This is a genomic window from Paraglaciecola mesophila (genome assembly GCF_009906955.1).
Taxonomy (GTDB): Bacteria; Pseudomonadota; Gammaproteobacteria; order Enterobacterales; family Alteromonadaceae; genus Paraglaciecola; species Paraglaciecola mesophila_A.
This window is the reverse complement of record NZ_CP047656.1, coordinates 2,315,362-2,334,371: the sequence shown is the minus strand read 5'-3', so window position 1 is coordinate 2,334,371 and position 19,010 is coordinate 2,315,362. Positions and strand designations below refer to the sequence as shown.

Here is a 19,010-nt window from a genome sequence, read left to right as displayed (position 1 = left end):
TTACCTAAAACATAAAAATAAAAGGAACGAAAATGACTGATTTAGTGCAATACCAATGTGACGACAAGGTTGCAACCATTACTCTGAATAATGGCAAAGTGAATGCCTTGTCCCACGAGATGATTGATGCTCTAAATGCTGCTTTGGATAAAGCAATAGTAGATAAAGCAGTAGTAGTGATTAAAGGCCAGCTAGGTATGTTTTCCGCTGGCTATGATCTAACTGTCATGCAAGAAAGTATGGACGCTGCAATGAAATTAGTTGAGAAAGGCTCGACATTGACGCGTAGAATGCTCTCTTTTGATTATCCTATCATTGCTGCCTGTACTGGGCATGCGGTCGCTAAGGGGGCATTCGTGCTTTTGGCGTCAGATTTTCGTATTGGGATTCAAGGTAAATTTAAGATTGGTTTAAATGAAGTCGCTATCGGTATGACCATGCATCAAGCTGGATTAGAGTTAGCTCGGGGCAGATTAGCGCCAGTTTTCTTTAATCGCTCGGTCATTTTAGCTGAAATGCTATCAGTTGACGATGCGGTTACTGCGGGTTTCTTAGATGTTGCAGTAGCACCAGAAGCGTTTGAACAAACCGTTACTGCTGCGGCACAAGCAATGACCAAATTGAATATGAAAGCCCATAAACAAACTAAGTTAAAAGCTCGTGCCGGACTGTTAGACGCGCTTGATAAAGCGATTGAAGTCGACCGTGGTTCGAGTCTTTAACGATTAATACATAAATGAGAGAGTGTTGTGAGTAAGGAATTTTCCTCCCTGGGGCTTGAGCCAGCCTTGTTAGACAATCTACAGAGCATGGGTTTCAGTCAAATGACTGAGATTCAAGCTGGTACCTTGCCTGCCATCTTGGCTGGGCGTGACGTGGTAGCGAAAGCCAAAACCGGTAGCGGTAAAACAGCCGCGTTTGGTTTGGCCCTGCTGCACAATTTAGATGTAAAGCGTTTTCGAGTTCAGGCACTCGTGATGTGTCCAACACGTGAATTGGCTGAGCAAGTTGCTTTAGAGATCCGCCGTTTAGGACGGGCTATTCACAATATTAAAGTGTTGACCTTATGCGGTGGTACGCCCATGGGACCACAAATAGGCTCGCTTGAGCATGGCGCGCACATTATTGTGGGCACGCCTGGGCGTATAATGGATCATCTTTACAAGCGTCGCTTGGACTTATCAGAAGTCAATACTCTGGTGTTAGATGAAGCTGACCGCATGCTTGACATGGGCTTTGAAGATGAAATGGACGCTGTTATCAAAAGCGTACCCGAGCAGCGTCAAACGTTGTTGTTTTCTGCTACTTATCCTGACTCAATCGCAGCGATCAGTGGCCAAGTACAGAAAAACCCATTAGAAGTGACGGTTGAGTCAACTCATGACACAGATTCTATTCAACAAGTATTCTTCGAAGTGGACGATGCGCAACGAACCAAGGCAACCGCTGCACTGTTAAGTCATTATCAGCCAGAATCTGCCATTGTTTTTTGCAATACCAAAATCGCTTGTCAGGAAGTGGCTGAAGAATTGAAATCACTAGGTGTGTCAGTTCTGGCTCTGCATGGTGATTTAGAGCAGCGTGAGCGCAACCAAGTGTTAGTGCGTTTTGCCAATAAGAGCGTGTCGGTATTGGTGGCCACAGATGTCGCTTCTCGAGGATTAGATATTAAAGAGGTCAATGCGGTAATCAGTTATCACATCACGCCCGACCCTGAGGTGCACATCCACCGAATAGGAAGAACTGGAAGAGCGGAATCTAAAGGGGTTGCACTGACGCTGGTGGCACCTGATGAAATGGCCAGAGCCAATGCAATCGAAGACTATCAAAAAGCAAAATTGAAGTGGACTGGCATTCAGGCCATGCGTTTTCATGTCAATCGTCTTGTTCAGCCTCAATACAGTACGTTATGTGTTGATGGTGGGAAAAAGGCGAAGTTGCGACCAGGGGATTTACTCGGGGCACTGACCAAGCAAGCAGAAATCCCAGGTGATGATATTGGGAAAATTCATATTACCGAGTTTCATGCTTATTTAGCGGTTAAAACGCGCAGTGTCAAACGCGCTATGCGCCAGTTAGGTGAAGGAAAAATTAAAGGTAAGAAGTTTAAAGTCCGTAAATTTAACTAGTAGGGCAGTGAACTTACCTTTGAGAAGGCGATGCTTGTTAAGCGCATCGCCTTTTTTACTATTTTTAATGGCGCTTAGCAGGTTAGGTTAACTCGAAAATACTCTACTTCTGTGCTTTTTAGGCATTTTTTTATGCAGCATTTGCCTAAACTCATCTGAATCGTATGCGAACAAAACACCAATACCTTCTTGACTACAATGGGTTATTAACCCTTTTTGCAGCAGATACGCATTGTCTTTTTGGTCATTGGTAAAATACATTTCGATAAAATCGTCTGTGCATAGTGTGGAGTGGGGCATTTCGATGAAGGCACCGAAGGGACTTATATTGCGCGTGCAGGAGTCACCTATCTCTTTACCCATATGACGAATTCTAACATCTAGCGCTAGAGGCGCTCTATTACTGGTACGATGATACAAAGACATTCTAACCTCTCTTTCTGAAGTTATGTAACAGGCTTTGTAAGTATACAAAAAAAGTCACAAACGTCTCGTATTTTCGGGATTAAAATTGACCTTAAATAAGATGCCGACTATTCGCGCCATTTATAAAGGCAGGCGCGTAGCCTCCTGCATCAGCGTTTGGTAAATTTGTACACAAAGCGGTCCGTTTTTCCACGCACGCTCGGATCAAAAACCAACTTAGTTAAGTCATCGTTTGGGTTTCGTAGATAGAATGCCTCTTCAATAAGCTTGAATCCTGCTTCTTCCATTTGAAACTTAACAATTGCTGGGTCGATACGGTGCAAATTGTTTGCAGCTTCATAACCTGAGCCAGCAACAGCAGCGTGGTCAATGATGACGAAAATGCCGTCTTCTTTCATGGCTTCTTTAATTTTACGCAACGCAGCTTTGTAATCGACAATGTCGTCTCTAAGGCTGACTTGTTTACCGTTTTGTGTGCTGTGTGTGAAAAACAAATCGTGGTAATTGAGTGCGGTAAAAACCAAATCTAGGCTGTTTTTAGCGATGCTCATATCTACAATGGGCATGTTATCAAAACGTACAAGGTTACTAAGTCTATTGTCTTTTGTTCGCTTATTTAGCCCTTTTTCAGCAAATCGCCATATCACTTCGTCATTTTGTACATACACTTTTCCTTGTGGCCCTACGGCTTTAGAAAATAACTCGCTGTACCATCCTCCGCCAGCAAAAAAGTCTAATACATGCTGTCCTTCACCTACGCCAGTAAACGCCAGAATTTTTTCAGGTTGTCTAGGCTCGTCTCGCTCAAGGTCCTCTGCTGGACGTTGAGGTGATGCCAGTAATTCACGAATTTGTTCAGAAGAAAGCGCGCTATTAGCTTGCGCGGCAAAACTTGACAAAGTACAGGCGGCTAGCAGAGAAAGTATTGCTTTGGTTCGCATGATAATCCTTAAAAATAGCTTGAGATTTACGTTATGAATATGAGTTATGTTGACAATTAGCGGATGCCAGCATGAGGTAAACGAGATACTATTTATGTTAGAAACGACTAAAGACGAAAGAATTTCAGTCATATTGATTTATAGGTGCAATAGGCACAAAAAAGATAGGGTGATATATGTTAACCATGGCGGATTTTGTAAAAGTGTCTCCCTGTGAATACTCAGAAGGGTTAGGGCGTGAGCAGTTTGTTGATGGTGCGATTCATGAATTGTGGCCACAAATACCACGTATAGCGGGCCCAGCATTTACTGTTAAATGTGCCAAGGGTGATCACTTGAGCCTACACGCTGCAATATATCGCGCTGCGCCAGGAGATATTATTGTGGTAGAAGCCGATCCTGATTTTGCTAGTGCCGGCGGAAATGTGTGCGCTATTGCCCAGCAGCGAGGTATCGCCGGCTTTGTTATAGACGGTGTTATCCGAGACTTAGCAGAGGTGCGAGAGTTACAGTTTCCTGTATATGCTCGTGGGGTAATGCCCAAGCCAGCTAAAAAAGAGCAAATCCTTCCGTTTAATCAACCTATTGTATGTGGTGGGGTTAAAGTGTGTGCTGGGGATATTATCGTCGCTGATGAAGAAGGAATTGCGGTTATTCCCCAAGAGCTAGCGGAAGAAGCTTATCGTTTAGGCAAAGCCAGAACAGACAAAGACGCTGCAATGTCGTTAACCGAGTGGCGAGCCGCACATGAGGCGAAGATCGAAGCGACTTTAAAAGCACTAGGCTTTGAAGATTAATTAATCACGAATAAGTTGTTGATATGTTCTCATTTTTTGAACGGTTGGTAGAGCCGTTTCCTCAAGACATGCCTGAGCAGCCCCCTAAAGGGTTGGTGGCGTTTTGTCGTTATTACTCCAAAGGCATGTGGCCAGCGATTTTTGCTGTATCCATACTTGCGGCCGCCATTGCTATGTTAGAAGTGTCATTATTTGGCTTTGTGGGGCAGTTAGTTGATTGGTTGGCTTCTAAAGAACCCGACACGTTTTTAGCTGAAGAAAAAAGCAGTTTGATATGGATGGGGGCAGTTGTACTGATCATCTTACCTAGCTGCGTGGCATTGCAATCATTGATTAACCATCAGACTCTGATGGGCAACTATCCCATGCGAATTCGTTGGCAAGCACATAGGTATCTGATTGGCCAGAGCGTGAGTTTTTTCCAAAATGAATTCGCAGGACGCATAGCAACGAAAGTGATGCAAACGGCATTGTCTGTTCGTCAGTCAGTAATGCAATTGCTGAATTTGCTGGTTTATATCAGTGTTTACTTTCTTAGCATAGTCGTCATGGTCTTTACTATTGATTGGCGCTTGAGCTTACCATTAATTATTTGGTTATGTGTTTATATCTGCGTGCTTCGCTATTTTGTGCCGCGTTTGAAGCGCGTCGCTCAACGACAAGCCGACGCACGCAGTGTGATGACAGGTAGAATCGTAGACAGTTATAGCAATATCGCCACGGTGAAGCTTTTCTCTCATACCAGTCGCGAAGCGGATTACGCCTATGAGGGCATGAATGGCTTCTTACAAACTGTGCACCCGCAAATGCGCTTGGTGACATTGCTAAATACCTGTGTGTGGTTTAGTAATGCGTTGCTTGTTTTCTCAATCAGTACCTTAGCTATCTTTCTTTGGTTAGAACAAATCGTAACCCCAGGGGATATCGCCATTGCCATTACGTTATGCTTACGTTTAAACGGTATGTCTCAGTGGATCATGTGGGAGGTGTCGTCACTTTTTGAGAATATCGGTACGGTACAAGACGGCATTAACACCTTGTCTAAGCCAACGGCAGTTAAAGATGTTGTGAATGCTCAGCCGCTTAATGTCAGTGGTGGGGCGATTACCTTTGCTGATGTGTGCTTCCATTATCCAGGGCCTGACAACAAGCAAATTGAAGTATTCAATAACTTAAATATTGATATTAAGCCTGGAGAAAAAGTCGGCTTAGTAGGGCGCTCTGGCGCGGGTAAATCAACACTAGTCAATTTACTCTTGCGTTTCTTTGACGTGCAAAGCGGTAAAATACTGATTGATGGGCAAGATGTCAGCGAAATTAGCCAAGAGAGTCTACGCTCGCATATTAGTATGGTGACCCAAGACACTTCCTTGCTGCATCGCTCGGTAAGAGACAACATTCTATACGGGCGCTTAGGGGCGAGCGAAGAGGAGATGCTAGCCGCTGCTAAGCAGGCTGAGTCTCATGAGTTCATTCAGAATTTATCTGATTTACACGGTCAAACAGGCTATGACGCACAAGTTGGTGAAAGGGGCGTGAAGCTTTCTGGGGGGCAACGCCAGCGAATTGCGATAGCAAGAGTGATGCTCAAAGATGCCCCCATTCTTATTTTAGACGAGGCTACCTCAGCACTAGATTCAGAAGTAGAAGCAGCAATACAAGAGTGCTTGAATAAAGTCATGGAACAGAAAACTGTGCTTGCGATTGCCCACCGGTTGTCTACGATTGCGCAGATGGATAGATTATTGGTACTAGATGAAGGGCGAATAGTAGAGTCAGGCACACATAATGAATTACTCGCGCTGCAAGGAATTTATGCCAAGTTGTGGGCTCACCAAACCGGCGGTTTTATCGGCGTGGAATGATGTATTCGATAAAGCATACTTTGACGGTATGCTTTATCCTTGTTTGCATCTTGTATAACACGGACTAATAAGTATAATACGCCTCCCTCCTTATTGGTGATTCTAAATTTTTCCACAAAAATCTAAGACGTCACAAGGATGGTGTAAGCAAATTTAATCTCTCCAACTAGATGGTAGTTGAAGGGTTAAAGCAGTATTTTAGGGGTGTAGTTCCAATTGGTAGAACAGCGGTCTCCAAAACCGATGGCTGGGGGTTCGAGTCCCTCCACCCCTGCCACTTTTGGCATGAAACTAAGTGTATAGGCAGACGATTGTCCCATTGATAACGTCGCGATTAAGTTAGTATTAGGTAATAGCATGAGCGAAAAAGCGGAAAATAGTTCAAATCCATTAGACTTAGTTAAATGGCTAGTTGTTTTGGTTTTGTTAGGTGGTGCTGTTGCAGCAAATTCCATCTATGAAGATATATCAGTACTTTATCGCGCACTTGGTGTGGTCGCAGCTGTTCTTGTTGCCGGTTTTATTGCCGCATCAACGGAAAAAGGTAGCAGCTTTTTGACATTCGCTAAAGATGCTCGCACAGAAGTACGGAAAGTAGTGTGGCCAACTCGCCAAGAAGCAACGCAAACGACTATCATCGTTTTAGTTGCTACTGCTTTCATGTCACTCGTGCTTTGGGGGCTTGACCTCATTATTGTACAGTTAGTTTCTTTCATCACCGGCTTAGGAATTTAATCATGTCAGAAGTTACAGAAAATCCAGACGTGCCAGAAAAGTCAGATAAAAAGTGGTATGTAGTTCAGGCTTTCTCTCAATATGAAGGGCGCGTGAAAAAGACACTTCTTGAATACATTAAAATGCATGAGATGGAAGATTATTTCGGTGAAATCTTAGTTCCGACCGAAGAAGTCATTGAAATGCGTTCTGGTCAACAGCGTAAAAGTGAGCGTAAATTTTTCCCTGGTTACGTGTTAGTACAAATGGATATGAATGAAGATTCGTGGCACTTGGTAAAAAGTGTACCTCGCGTGCTTGGATTCATAGGTGGTACATCTGATCGCCCAGCGCCCATTACTAATAAAGAAGCGAACGCGATTTTGAACCGTCTTGAAGAAGGCGTTGATAAGCCTAAACCGAAAACGTTATTCGAACCAGGCGAAGTGGTTCGTGTTACTGATGGTCCTTTTGCTGACTTTAACGGTGTGGTTGAAGAAGTGGATTATGAAAAGAGCCGCTTAAAAGTTTCAGTACTTATTTTCGGTCGTTCAACACCAGTAGAACTAGAATTCGGCCAAGTCGAGAAGGGGTAAAAGCGGGGCTTTCGGAAGCTTAGCTTTCGCCGCTTGCACGACCGGCAGGGATGTCGGGCTGGAACCTGCCACAGGAAGTGAACGAAGAGACAGCGCTAGGCTGTCTTTTTTGTTAACACACCGATGTTTCGAAAATTCGGATGGTTTGACTGGTACCGAGCGCCAAGGATGGCGTCGAAGAAATTAAAACAAAGATGCTCAATAGGGCATCTTTTTTTGTTTTTAAGGCAAATTTATTCAAAAGTGACGAGCGTAACTAATTGGATAAAGTTCGTACATAATGGTTGCGAAGGGCTAATAAGTCGTCTATAATTCGCGGCCCTTTTTGTTGAACGGGGAGCCAATTAAGCAAACATTCTCAGTGTTTGCGAGGCGTTTGACCCATTAATTGAGAGTATTATCATGGCTAAAAAAGTCACAGGCATTATCAAGTTACAGGTTGCGGCTGGTGCTGCTAACCCTAGTCCGCCAGTTGGCCCTGCGTTAGGTGCTAAAGGCGTTAACATCATGGAATTCTGTAAAGCATTCAACGCTAAAACAGGTGACATGGAAAAAGGTTCTCCCGTTCCAGTAGAAATTACTGTTTACGAAGACCGTTCTTTTACCTTCGTTACTAAGACATCACCTGCTTCTTATATGCTTAAGAAAGCGGCTGGTATCAAAAGTGGTTCTGGTCGTCCTAACACTGAAAAAGTGGGTAAAGTGACGCTTGCGCAACTAGAAGAAATTGCTAAAGCGAAAGAACCAGATCTAACTGCAGCTGATTTAGAAGCAGCTGTTCGTACCATCGCTGGCTCTGCACGCAGCATGGGCTTGGTAGTAGAGGGATAAGAAATGGCTAAATTAACTAAACGCGCTCGTCTTATACGTGAAAAAGTTGAAGCGACTAAAGAATATGAATTCAACGAAGCAGTTTCTTTGTTGAAAGAGTTTGCTACTGCAAAATTCGCTGAAAGTGTTGATGTAGCTGTAAAGCTTGGCATCGACGCACGTAAATCTGACCAAAACGTACGTGGCGCAACAGTGCTACCTAACGGTACTGGTAAAGAAGTACGTGTTGCTGTTTTCACTCAAGGTGCAAACGCTGAAGCCGCTAAAGAAGCTGGTGCTGACATCGTTGGTATGGAAGACTTAGCTGAGCAAGTGAAAAAAGGCGAAATGAACTTCGACGTTGTTGTTGCTTCTCCTGATGCCATGCGTGTTGTAGGTATGTTAGGTCAAATCTTAGGCCCACGTGGTTTAATGCCTAACCCTAAAACAGGTACAGTGACGCCAGATGTTGCTACAGCGGTTAAAAACGCTAAAGCGGGTCAGGTTCGCTACCGTAACGATAAGAATGGTATCATTCACGCTAGCATCGGTAAGATTGCTTTTGAAAGCAACCAAATCGAAGAAAACTTAGCTGCGCTAATCGAAGCAGTTAAGAAAGCTAAGCCTTCATCGGCTAAAGGCGTATATATCAAGAAAATTAGCTTAAGCACGACTATGGGCGCGGGTATTACCATCGACCAAGCTAGTCTGACTGCAGCAAGCTAATTTTTTGCCTTAGTTTTACTAAGGCACTTGTAAGTGACTGAAATATCGGTTACTTATTCTCTCTAGAAAGGTATGGGTTGGAGTCATTATTGTTTTCAATATATGACTCCCGTCCAAGACCGCAGGCGTAAAGCAGTGACTGAAGTAAGAGAGCAGCCACACTGATTGAATGATCATAAATGCTTTACTTAAAACAATAGCCTGCGCAGACGGTGATTTCGACTCAGACTCTCTGGGATTAACGAACACCGTAGAGCGGTAAAATATTCATTGTTGGGTAACCCATATTGAGCGTTTTATCAATCTGTGAATCCTGAAAAGTGTTATTAAGTAATAGGCTTTTCAGACTTAAAGAAGGTGAACACAGTGGCACTAGGCTTAGCAGCAAAGAAAGAGATCGTCGCAGAAGTAAGCGAAGTAGCATCTCAAGCTCTATCCGTTGCCGTTGCTGAATACCGTGGTATGGAAGTATCAGAACTAACTGAACTTCGTGTTAAAGCTCGTGAGCAAGGCGTATTTCTTAAAGTAGTAAGAAACACTCTAGCAAAACGTGCCTTAGCCGACACTCAGTTTGCTGATTTGGAAAGTGCCTTAACTGGTCCGTTAATTTACGGATTTTCGATTGAAGCACCTGGTGGTGCGGCGCGTCTTTTTAAAGATTTCGCTAAAACGAATGACAAGTTAAACGTAACTGCCCTTTCTATTGGTAGTGGTCTTTTGGGTCCAGAGAAGTTGGACGCAGTAGCAGCATTGCCTACCCGCGACGAAGCGCTTGCAAAACTACTTGCAACCTTCAAAGCACCTGTTGGGAAATTCGTTCAAACTATCAACGAAGTTCCTTCCAAGTTTGTGCGTGTATTGGCGGCGATCAAAGAAACCAAATAATTTGGTTCCTTTGTACATTTAAATTTTTAATCATTAAACCCAGGAGTTTAGAGAAATGGCTCTAACCAAAGAAGATATTTTAAACGCAATTGCTGAAATGCCAGTAATGGACCTTGTTGAGCTTATCGAAGCTGCAGAAGAAAAATTCGGTGTAACAGCGACTGCTGCTGTTGCTGCCGCTGCTCCTGCTGCTGCTGGTGAAGCTGCTGCAGAACAAACTGAATTCGATGTTGTTTTGACATCTTTCGGTGGTAACAAAGTTGCTGTAATCAAAGCGGTACGTGGCGCAACTGGTCTTGGCTTGAAAGAAGCTAAAGAAGTAGTTGAAGCTGCTCCGAAAGCGATTAAAGAAGGCGTTGCTAAAGAAGAAGCTGAAGAACTTAAGAAGACGCTTGAAGAAGCTGGCGCTGAAGTTGAGCTTAAGTAATCTGTCTAACGACAGATTACTAGCCTGAAAAGGCTTAGGCTGGTGATTTTATAATCACCAGCCTTTTTGCGCTGTAGGATAAAGTATTTTCATCCTTTAAAATTTATTCTATTTGTTAGCGCAAATTACATTTAAACCTAAATAAAACCAATAAGTTAAGTAAGCCTCTTAATGACTTTGGTAAACGGTTAAAGTGTAAAATAAAGGGTGCTGGAAGTTTGCTTTATAGACAATCTATTTAGCAAGTTGGGTCAAAAATCGGCAGGCTGAGGAACCCATGGTTTACTCTTATAGCGAAAAGAAACGTATCCGTAAGGATTTTGGCAAACGCCCACAGGTATTGGAAATACCGTATCTACTTTCAATCCAGCTAGATTCTTTTAAAAAGTTTATTGACCTTGACGTCGATGGTCAGCATGGACTGGAAGCAGCATTTCGATCAGTTTTCCCAATAAAAAGTTACTCTGGTAACGCAGAATTACAGTACGTAAGTTACCGTTTAGGTGAGCCCGTATTTGACGTAAAAGAATGTCAAATCCGTGGTGTTACCTTTTCAGCGCCTTTGCGTGTTAAGTTGCGTTTAGTGTTGTTCGATCGTGAAGCAGCACCAGGCACAGTAAAAGACATCAAAGAGCAAGAAGTTTACATGGGCGAAATTCCGCTCATGACTGAAAATGGAACTTTCGTCATTAACGGTACTGAGCGAGTCATCGTATCTCAGTTACACCGTTCGCCAGGCGTATTCTTTGATCACGATAAAGGTAAAACTCACTCATCAGGTAAAGTGTTATATAACGCGCGCGTTATTCCTTACCGTGGTTCGTGGTTAGACTTTGAATTTGACCCTAAAGATAACCTTTATGTTCGTATCGATAGACGCCGCAAATTGCCAGCGACTATTATGCTACGTGCATTAGAAATACCGACTGAAGAAATACTTGGAATGTTCTTTGAGAAGAACCAAGTACGTATTGACGGTAATCGTTTTATGTCTGATATCGTGCCAGATCGCCTTCGTGGTGAAACTGCGCAATTCGATATTTTAGACTCTGATGGCAATGTGCTTGTAGAAGCAGGCCGTCGTATTTCAGCTCGTCATACCCGCGCATTAGAAAAAGCCGGTATTGTTGAACTGGAAGTCCCTGCAGAATACCTTATTGGCCGTGTTTACGCCTGCGATTACGTGGATCAGGAAACAGGCGAATTAGTGGTTGCTGCCAACGATATATTGACGCTTGAAAACGTGTTGGCCCTAAAAGAAGCTGGATATACAACGTTTGAAACTTTGTACATCAATGAGCTTGATCACGGTGCCTATATCTCAGATACCTTGCGCATTGATAGCTCAACTAACCGCTTAGAAGCCTTGGTTGAAATTTATCGTATGATGCGTCCTGGTGAGCCGCCTACTAAGGATGCTGCTGAGACATTGTTCCAGAACTTGTTCTTCTCAGACGATCGTTATGATTTATCGTCTGTTGGACGTATGAAGTTCAACCGTCGTTTAGGTCGCGAGACATCAATCGGTGCTGGTACATTAGACAAAGACGACATCGTTGACGTAATGAAGCAACTGATCACTATTCGTGACGGTAAAGACGACGTCGATGATATCGATCACTTGGGTAACCGTCGTATTCGCTCTGTTGGCGAAATGGCTGAAAACCAATTCCGTGTTGGTCTAGTGCGTGTTGAGCGTGCCGTTAAGGAACGTTTAAGCTTAGGCGATTTAGATGCGGTTATGCCTCAAGACTTGATTAACGCTAAGCCTATTTCGGCAGCAGTGAAAGAGTTCTTTGGTTCAAGCCAGTTGTCACAGTTTATGGATCAGAACAACCCGTTATCTGAAGTAACCCATAAACGTCGTATTTCAGCCTTAGGCCCAGGCGGTCTAACACGTGAGCGTGCGGGCTTTGAAGTACGAGATGTACACCCGACTCACTATGGTCGTGTATGCCCAATCGAAACACCTGAGGGACCAAACATCGGTTTGATCAACTCATTGGCGAGCTTTGCTCGTACCAATGATTTTGGTTTCCTTGAAACACCATACCGTAAAATCGTTGACGGTGTAGTGACTGACGAAATTGATTACTTATCAGCAATCGAAGAAGGTCAATTCTCAATCGCACAGGCAAACGTTGCGCTTGATGAGAACGGTCGCCTTGCTGATGATTTGATCCCTTGTCGTCACCGTGGTGAAACGACATTGAAAGAAAGCTCTGAGATCACCTACATGGATGTATCTCCGCAGCAGATCGTTTCAATCGCTGCCAGCATTATCCCATTCCTAGAACACGATGATGCTAACCGAGCTTTGATGGGTGCGAACATGCAACGTCAAGCAGTACCAACGCTTATCGCTGACAAGCCTCTAGTTGGTACCGGTATGGAGAAAACAGTTGCCGTTGATTCTGGCGTGACTGTTGTTGCTAAACGTGGTGGACGAGTCGACTACGTAGATGCAAGCCGTATTGTTATAAAAGTTAATGAAGAAGAAACTGTTGCCGGCGAAGCGGGCATCGATATCTACAACTTAACCAAGTACACCCGTTCTAACCAGAATACCTGTATCAACCAGCGCCCAACATGTAACGTTGGTGAGCCGATTGTTGCTGGCGACGTACTGGCTGACGGCCCATCTACAGATTTAGGTGAGCTAGCACTAGGGCAAAATATGCGTATCGCATTCATGCCTTGGAACGGTTACAACTTCGAAGATTCAATCTTGATCTCTGAGCGCGTTGCTATGGAAGATCGTTTCACCACAATTCATATTCAAGAATTGAGCTGTGTGGCACGTGATACCAAGTTAGGGCCTGAAGAAATCAGTTCTGATATTCCGAACGTAGGCGAATCTGCGCTAGGTAAATTGGATGAATCAGGTGTTGTTTACATCGGTGCTGAAGTGAAAGGTGGCGACATCTTAGTGGGTAAAGTTACGCCTAAAGGTGAAACGCAACTCACCCCAGAAGAGAAACTTTTACGAGCTATCTTCGGTGAAAAAGCATCAGACGTTAAAGATACTTCACTGCGCGTACCGAACAGCGTTCGCGGTACTGTGATTGACGTACAGGTATTTACTCGTGATGGCGTAGAAAAAGACAAGCGTGCACTTGAAATTGAAGGCATGCAGTTACGTCAAGTGAAGAAAGATTTATCAGACGAATTCAATATTCTTGCTGATGGTATCTTCGCTCGTGCTAAAAACTTGTTGCTTAAATCAGGTATTGAAGAGTCACGTTTAGAGTCTGCTCAGCGGGAAAAATGGTTCGACCTGACGCTAACAGATGAAGATGCTCAAACTGAGCTTGATCAAATCGCTGAGCAGTTTGTTGAAATCAAAGCTGACTTCGATAAGAAGTTTGAAATCAAGCGACGCAAGATCACTCAAGGCGATGATCTTCAACCAGGCGTGCTTAAAATCGTTAAGGTTTACTTGGCCGTTAAACGTCAAATTCAACCTGGTGATAAGATGGCTGGTCGTCACGGTAACAAAGGTGTTATTTCAACCATTAAACCAGTTGAAGATATGCCTTACGATGTAAACGGTACGCCGGTAGACATCGTATTGAACCCGTTGGGTGTACCGTCACGTATGAACATCGGTCAGATCCTTGAGACTCACCTTGGTATGGCTGCTCACGGTATTGGTGTGAAAATCGATCGCATGCTCAAAGAGCATGAAGAGATGGCTAAGCTACGTGGCTTCCTCAAAGAAGTCTACGGTGCAGGCACAACTGACCAAGAAGTGGATCTTGATAGCTTCAGCGATGACGAAATTACCCGTCTTGCGGATAACTTGCGTAAAGGTGTGCCTATGGCAACACCAGTATTTGATGGTGCTACTGAAGCTGAAATCAAACATATGCTTACGCTTGCTGATCTTCCTGAAAGTGGACAAATCGCTTTGTTTGACGGCCGTACAGGACGTGAATTTGAACGTCCAGTTACTGTAGGCTACATGTATATGTTGAAACTGAATCACTTGGTTGATGACAAAATGCATGCTCGTTCAACTGGTTCGTACAGCTTGGTTACACAGCAGCCGTTGGGTGGTAAAGCTCAATTCGGTGGTCAGCGCTTCGGTGAGATGGAAGTATGGGCACTTGAAGCATACGGTGCAGCTTATACCTTGCAAGAAATGTTGACAGTGAAATCTGATGACGTGAATGGTCGTACTAAGATGTACAAAAACATCGTCGACGGCGACCATCGCATGGAACCTGGTATGCCTGAATCATTCAACGTATTGTTGAAAGAGATTCGCTCACTGGGTATCAACATCGAGCTGGAAGAACAATAAGCCGCGTCTGCAGTGCTTATAGACAGGATAGTCTGATGGGTGTTAACCCATCCATCAGGCTTTTTCAACTGACTCCGCTGGGAGAGTAATGTGAAAGACTTATTAAAGTTTCTTAAACAACAACACAAGTCCGAAGAATTCGATAATATCCGAATTGGTCTTGCGTCACCTGACATGATCCGTTCATGGTCTTTTGGTGAAGTTAAGAAGCCAGAAACCATTAACTACCGTACATTTAAGCCTGAGCGTGATGGCTTATTCTGTGCGCGTATTTTTGGACCGGTTAAAGACTACGAGTGTTTATGTGGCAAATATAAGCGCCTTAAGCATCGTGGTGTTATATGTGAAAAATGTGGCGTTGAAGTAACGTTAACCAAAGTACGTCGTGAGCGTATGGGCCACATTGAACTGGCAAGCCCAGTTGCACATATATGGTTCCTTAAATCATTACCGTCACGTATCGGCTTGATGCTTGATATGACACTTCGTGATATCGAACGTGTGCTTTATTTTGAATCATATGTTGTTGCCGAGCCAGGCATGACAACGCTTGAGCGCAGCCAACTTCTTTCAGAAGAAGAATACTTGGACGCGTTAGAAGAGCATGGCGACGAATTTGAAGCGAAGATGGGTGCTGAAGCGGTTTTTGAATTGCTTAAAGCCTTAGACGTTGATGCTGATGTTGCTGCTATGCGTGAAGAATTGCCTAGCATTAACTCAGAAACGCGCCGCAAGAAAATCACTAAGCGCCTGAAATTGCTTGAATCATTCCAGTTATCTGGCAACAAGCCAGAATGGATGATCCTGACTGTTTTACCTGTATTACCACCTGACTTACGTCCGTTGGTACCGCTTGATGGTGGTCGTTTTGCAACATCTGACTTGAACGATTTGTATCGTCGAGTGATTAACCGTAACAACCGTTTGAAGCGTCTACTTGACCTTGCTGCGCCTGACATTATCGTGCGCAACGAAAAACGTATGTTACAAGAAGCGGTTGATGCCTTGTTAGATAACGGTCGTCGTGGTCGTGCTATCACAGGCTCAAACAAACGTCCTCTTAAATCTTTGGCTGATATGATCAAAGGTAAACAAGGTCGTTTCCGTCAAAACTTATTGGGTAAACGTGTAGATTATTCAGGCCGTTCGGTTATTACCGTTGGTCCTACTCTACGTTTGCACCAGTGTGGTCTTCCTAAGAAGATGGCGCTTGAGTTGTTCAAACCGTTCATCTACGGAAAGCTAGAAGGGCGCGGATTAGCGACCACTATTAAAGCCGCTAAAAAATTAGTTGAACGTGAAGACCCGGAAGTATGGGACGTTCTAGACGAAGTTATTCGTGAACACCCTGTATTACTTAACCGTGCGCCTACACTTCACCGTTTGGGTATTCAGGCGTTTGAGCCAACCCTAATCGAAGGTAAAGCGATCCAATTGCACCCATTAGTATGTGCGGCTTATAACGCCGACTTCGATGGTGACCAAATGGCGGTACACGTTCCGTTGACAATCGAAGCACAGCTAGAAGCACGTGCGTTAATGATGTCAACTAACAACATCTTATCACCCGCGAATGGTGAGCCTATCATCGTTCCTTCACAGGATGTTGTATTGGGTCTTTACTATCTAACGCGTGACCGTGTAAATGGTCTTGGCGAAGCAATGGTATTTACTAGCCCGCATGAAGCTGAAAAAGCCTACCGCACAGGTAATGCTGAACTTCATGCTCGCGTTAAAGTACGTATTACTGAGTATGATGTTGCTGAAGATGGTTCAAAAACTGAAAAAGTGACCTTAACAGATACCACTGTTGGGCGCGCAATCTTCTCGTTGATTTTGCCTAAAGGTTTGCCTTTCGAGCTAATCAACCAGGCCATGGGTAAAAAGCAAATTTCACGCTTGTTGAATGCTTGTTACCGTACACTTGGTTTGAAAGACACCGTTATTGCGGCTGACCAAATCATGTATACCGGTTTTCATTACGCGATGATCGCGGGTGCGTCTGTTGGTATTGATGACATGGTTATTCCTGACGCTAAGAAAGATATTATCGAAGGCGCAGAAGCTGAAGTACGTGAAATTCAAGAGCAATTCCAATCTGGTCTTGTTACAGCGGGTGAGCGTTACAACAAAGTAATTGATATCTGGTCTAACGCCAACGAAAAAGTCGCTAAGGCGATGATGTCAAACTTATCGAAAGAAACGGTTATGAATCGTGACGGTGAAATGGAAGAACAAGATTCTTTCAACTCTGTTTACATGATGGCCGATTCTGGAGCGCGTGGTAGTGCCGCTCAGATTCGTCAGTTGGCGGGTATGCGTGGTCTGATGGCGAAACCAGATGGTTCAATCATCGAAACACCTATTACGGCTAACTTCCGCGAAGGTCTAAACGTACTTCAGTACTTTATTTCGACTCACGGTGCTCGTAAAGGTTTGGCCGATACTGCATTGAAAACAGCGAACTCAGGTTACTTGACGCGTCGTTTGGTTGATGTTGCACAAGATTTGGTTATCAATAACGAAGATTGTGGCACATTCGAAGGTGTTAAAATGACACCGTTAATCGAAGGTGGTGACGTTGTTGAGCCGCTTCGCGAACGTGTACTAGGTCGTACCGTTGCTGAAGACGTCTTGAAGCCAGGCACCAACGAAGTATTGGTTGAACGTAACGTATTACTAGACGAAGCACTAGTAGACATGCTTGAAGCCAATTCAGTTGACCAAATTATGGTTCGCTCGGTTATCACCTGTGAAAATGACTTCGGTGTTTGTGCTAAGTGTTACGGTCGTGACCTTGCACGTGGTCACATGGTTGGTCATGGTGAAGCGGTTGGTGTTATTGCAGCACAATCAATCGGTGAGCCAGGTACACAGCTTACCATGCGTACGTTCCACATCGGTGGGGCGGCATCACGAGCATCTGCAGAAAACAGCGTACAGGTGAAAACCACTGGTACATTGAAATTGCATAATGCTAAGTATGTTCGCAACACAGACGATAAAGTGGTTATCGTTTCTCGTTCAACTGAGATCACCATCATTGATGATCAAGGTCGTGAGAAAGAGCGTTATAAAGTGCCTTACGGTGCAATCTTAACGACTGACGATAATTCAACTGTTACCAGTGGCGAAGTTGTCGCTAACTGGGACCCACATTCGCATCCAATCGTTACTGAGCGTCAGGCGAAAATCAGCTTTGCTGATATCGATGACAGTAACACTGAAATGCAACAGGATGAGTTAACGGGTCTAACACGTATCGTTGTCAATGACTTATCTAAAGCGAATGCCAAAGAGCCTAAGCTAATCCTAGAAAGTGATGAGCACGGGTTACAAGAGATTCGTTTACCCAGTTTCACCACGATTGAAGCAACCGACGGTATGCAGGCTAAGCCTGGTGATGTGTTAGCGCGTATTCCTCAGGAAAGCTCGAAGACACGTGATATTACCGGCGGTCTTCCACGGGTTGCTGACTTGTTTGAAGCGCGTAAGCCTAAAGAGCCCGCTATCTTAGCTGAAGTCTCAGGTACCATTGGTTGGGGTAAAGAAACCAAAGGTAAGAAACGTCTTGTTATCACGCCGAAAGATGCTGATGCATACGAAGAGATGATTCCTAAGTGGCGTCAACTTAACGTATTCGAAGGTGAAAACGTTGAGAAAGGTGAAGTTATTGCCGATGGCCCAGAGTCACCCCATGACATCTTACGTCTACGTGGTATCAGTGCTGTTTCTAACTATATCGTTAATGAAGTACAAGAAGTTTATCGCCTCCAAGGGGTAAAAATTAACGATAAGCATATCGAAGTGGTTATTCGTCAAATGCTACGTAAGTGTCTTATCACTTACGCAGGTGACAGTAACTTCCTAGAGGGTGAGCAAGTAGAAGTTTCAAACGTGAAAATCGCTAACCGTGAATTGGAAAAGCAAGGCAAAATCCCTGCTCAGTACGAAACACAGTTATTGGGTATCACGAAAGCATCGTTGTCCACTGAGTCATTTATCTCAGCGGCATCTTTCCAAGAAACAACTCGTGTACTTACTGAAGCAGCAGTGCAAGGTAAAGAAGACGAATTACGTGGCTTGAAAGAGAACGTTATTGTAGGTCGTTTGATTCCAGCCGGTACCGGTTTTGCGTATCACCAAAAACGAACTGCAAGAAAACTAGCAGAGCGTCAGGAAGTTGAAGAACTATCTGTATCTGCGGCAGATGCTGAGCAAGCGTTAACTGAAGCACTCAATGCTGAAGTTATGGATACGCCATCATCTGATGAGTAAAGAATAAGATCATCTGTTAACCCAGATGGCAAGAACATCAATTTAGGCATTAATCTGTCTTTATTGGTGTTCTAGCTTGACAGGTCAAACTTTGGTCATTAGACTTCCGC

14 protein-coding genes and 1 tRNA gene are annotated in these 19,010 nt (G+C 44.1%); 13 read left to right on the top strand and 2 right to left on the bottom strand.

Going from position 1 to position 19,010, the window contains the following annotated elements:
- Positions 1–32 precede the first annotated feature (32 nt).
- Positions 33–722, top strand: a complete 690-nt coding sequence (locus FX988_RS09875) for a crotonase/enoyl-CoA hydratase family protein (protein WP_160179553.1) — start codon at positions 33–35, stop codon at positions 720–722.
- Between the two features lie 27 nt (positions 723–749).
- Positions 750–2,129 (top strand): ATP-dependent RNA helicase DbpA, encoded by a 1,380-nt coding sequence (gene dbpA, locus FX988_RS09870; RefSeq protein WP_160179552.1) that lies wholly within the window; start codon positions 750–752, stop codon positions 2,127–2,129.
- 87 nt (positions 2,130–2,216) lie between these two features.
- On the opposite strand, the gene FX988_RS09865 is transcribed toward dbpA, so the two are convergent.
- Both FX988_RS09865 and FX988_RS09860 read right to left on the bottom strand, forming a co-directional pair.
- Positions 2,217–2,555: a PilZ domain-containing protein gene (locus FX988_RS09865; RefSeq protein WP_160179551.1), complete on the bottom strand. Its 339-nt coding sequence runs from the start codon at positions 2,553–2,555 to the stop codon at positions 2,217–2,219.
- 149 nt (positions 2,556–2,704) lie between these two features.
- Positions 2,705–3,496 carry a class I SAM-dependent methyltransferase gene (locus FX988_RS09860; RefSeq protein ID WP_160179549.1) on the bottom strand — a complete coding sequence of 264 codons (792 nt, stop codon included), beginning with the start codon at positions 3,494–3,496 and terminating at the stop codon, positions 2,705–2,707.
- A 176-nt stretch (positions 3,497–3,672) separates the two neighbouring features.
- Between FX988_RS09860 and FX988_RS09855 the strand changes: the two genes are divergently transcribed.
- From FX988_RS09855 to rpoC, 11 genes are all read left to right on the top strand, one after another.
- The gene (locus FX988_RS09855; RefSeq protein ID WP_160179548.1) at positions 3,673–4,293 is read left to right on the top strand and encodes an RraA family protein; all 621 of its coding nucleotides are present in this window, start codon (positions 3,673–3,675) and stop codon (positions 4,291–4,293) included.
- 23 nt (positions 4,294–4,316) lie between these two features.
- Positions 4,317–6,158, top strand: coding sequence for an ABC transporter ATP-binding protein (locus FX988_RS09850; protein ID WP_160179547.1), 1,842 nt, complete (start codon positions 4,317–4,319; stop codon positions 6,156–6,158).
- A gap of 200 nt (positions 6,159–6,358) precedes the next feature.
- Positions 6,359–6,435, top strand: a tRNA-Trp gene (locus FX988_RS09845).
- A gap of 80 nt (positions 6,436–6,515) precedes the next feature.
- Positions 6,516–6,893, top strand: coding sequence for a preprotein translocase subunit SecE (gene secE, locus FX988_RS09840; RefSeq protein WP_006992801.1), 378 nt, complete (start codon positions 6,516–6,518; stop codon positions 6,891–6,893).
- 2 nt (positions 6,894–6,895) lie between these two features.
- On the top strand, positions 6,896–7,468 hold the full coding sequence (nusG, locus tag FX988_RS09835; protein ID WP_007990143.1) for a transcription termination/antitermination protein NusG: 573 nt from the start codon (positions 6,896–6,898) through the stop codon (positions 7,466–7,468).
- Between the two features lie 402 nt (positions 7,469–7,870).
- Entirely contained in the window at positions 7,871–8,299 is a 429-nt protein-coding gene (gene rplK, locus FX988_RS09830) for a 50S ribosomal protein L11 (protein ID WP_007990141.1), read from the top strand.
- 3 nt (positions 8,300–8,302) lie between these two features.
- Entirely contained in the window at positions 8,303–9,004 is a 702-nt protein-coding gene (gene rplA / locus FX988_RS09825; protein WP_007990139.1) for a 50S ribosomal protein L1, read from the top strand.
- A 366-nt stretch (positions 9,005–9,370) separates the two neighbouring features.
- Positions 9,371–9,889 carry a 50S ribosomal protein L10 gene (gene rplJ, locus FX988_RS09820; protein ID WP_160179546.1) on the top strand — a complete coding sequence of 173 codons (519 nt, stop codon included), beginning with the start codon at positions 9,371–9,373 and terminating at the stop codon, positions 9,887–9,889.
- 55 nt (positions 9,890–9,944) lie between these two features.
- A complete protein-coding gene (rplL, locus tag FX988_RS09815) occupies positions 9,945–10,316 on the top strand; it encodes a 50S ribosomal protein L7/L12 (protein WP_007990135.1) in 372 nt (123 codons plus the stop codon).
- 277 nt (positions 10,317–10,593) lie between these two features.
- A complete protein-coding gene (rpoB, locus tag FX988_RS09810) occupies positions 10,594–14,622 on the top strand; it encodes a DNA-directed RNA polymerase subunit beta (RefSeq protein WP_160179545.1) in 4,029 nt (1,342 codons plus the stop codon).
- Positions 14,623–14,712: 90 nt separating this feature from the next.
- The gene (gene rpoC, locus FX988_RS09805) at positions 14,713–18,900 is read left to right on the top strand and encodes a DNA-directed RNA polymerase subunit beta' (RefSeq protein ID WP_160179544.1); all 4,188 of its coding nucleotides are present in this window, start codon (positions 14,713–14,715) and stop codon (positions 18,898–18,900) included.
- Positions 18,901–19,010: the final 110 nt, after the last annotated feature.

Coding starts and splice junctions, on each gene's coding strand:
- FX988_RS09850 (WP_160179547.1), top strand. CDS start 4,317: ATGTTCTCATTTTTTGAACGGTTGGTAGAGCCGTTTCCTCAAGACATG.
- rplK (WP_007990141.1), top strand. CDS start 7,871: ATGGCTAAAAAAGTCACAGGCATTATCAAGTTACAGGTTGCGGCTGGT.
- FX988_RS09855 (WP_160179548.1), top strand. CDS start 3,673: ATGTTAACCATGGCGGATTTTGTAAAAGTGTCTCCCTGTGAATACTCA.
- rplL (WP_007990135.1), top strand. CDS start 9,945: ATGGCTCTAACCAAAGAAGATATTTTAAACGCAATTGCTGAAATGCCA.
- FX988_RS09860 (WP_160179549.1), bottom strand. CDS start 3,496: ATGCGAACCAAAGCAATACTTTCTCTGCTAGCCGCCTGTACTTTGTCA.
- secE (WP_006992801.1), top strand. CDS start 6,516: ATGAGCGAAAAAGCGGAAAATAGTTCAAATCCATTAGACTTAGTTAAA.
- FX988_RS09865 (WP_160179551.1), bottom strand. CDS start 2,555: ATGTCTTTGTATCATCGTACCAGTAATAGAGCGCCTCTAGCGCTAGAT.
- rplA (WP_007990139.1), top strand. CDS start 8,303: ATGGCTAAATTAACTAAACGCGCTCGTCTTATACGTGAAAAAGTTGAA.
- FX988_RS09875 (WP_160179553.1), top strand. CDS start 33: ATGACTGATTTAGTGCAATACCAATGTGACGACAAGGTTGCAACCATT.
- rpoB (WP_160179545.1), top strand. CDS start 10,594: ATGGTTTACTCTTATAGCGAAAAGAAACGTATCCGTAAGGATTTTGGC.
- nusG (WP_007990143.1), top strand. CDS start 6,896: ATGTCAGAAGTTACAGAAAATCCAGACGTGCCAGAAAAGTCAGATAAA.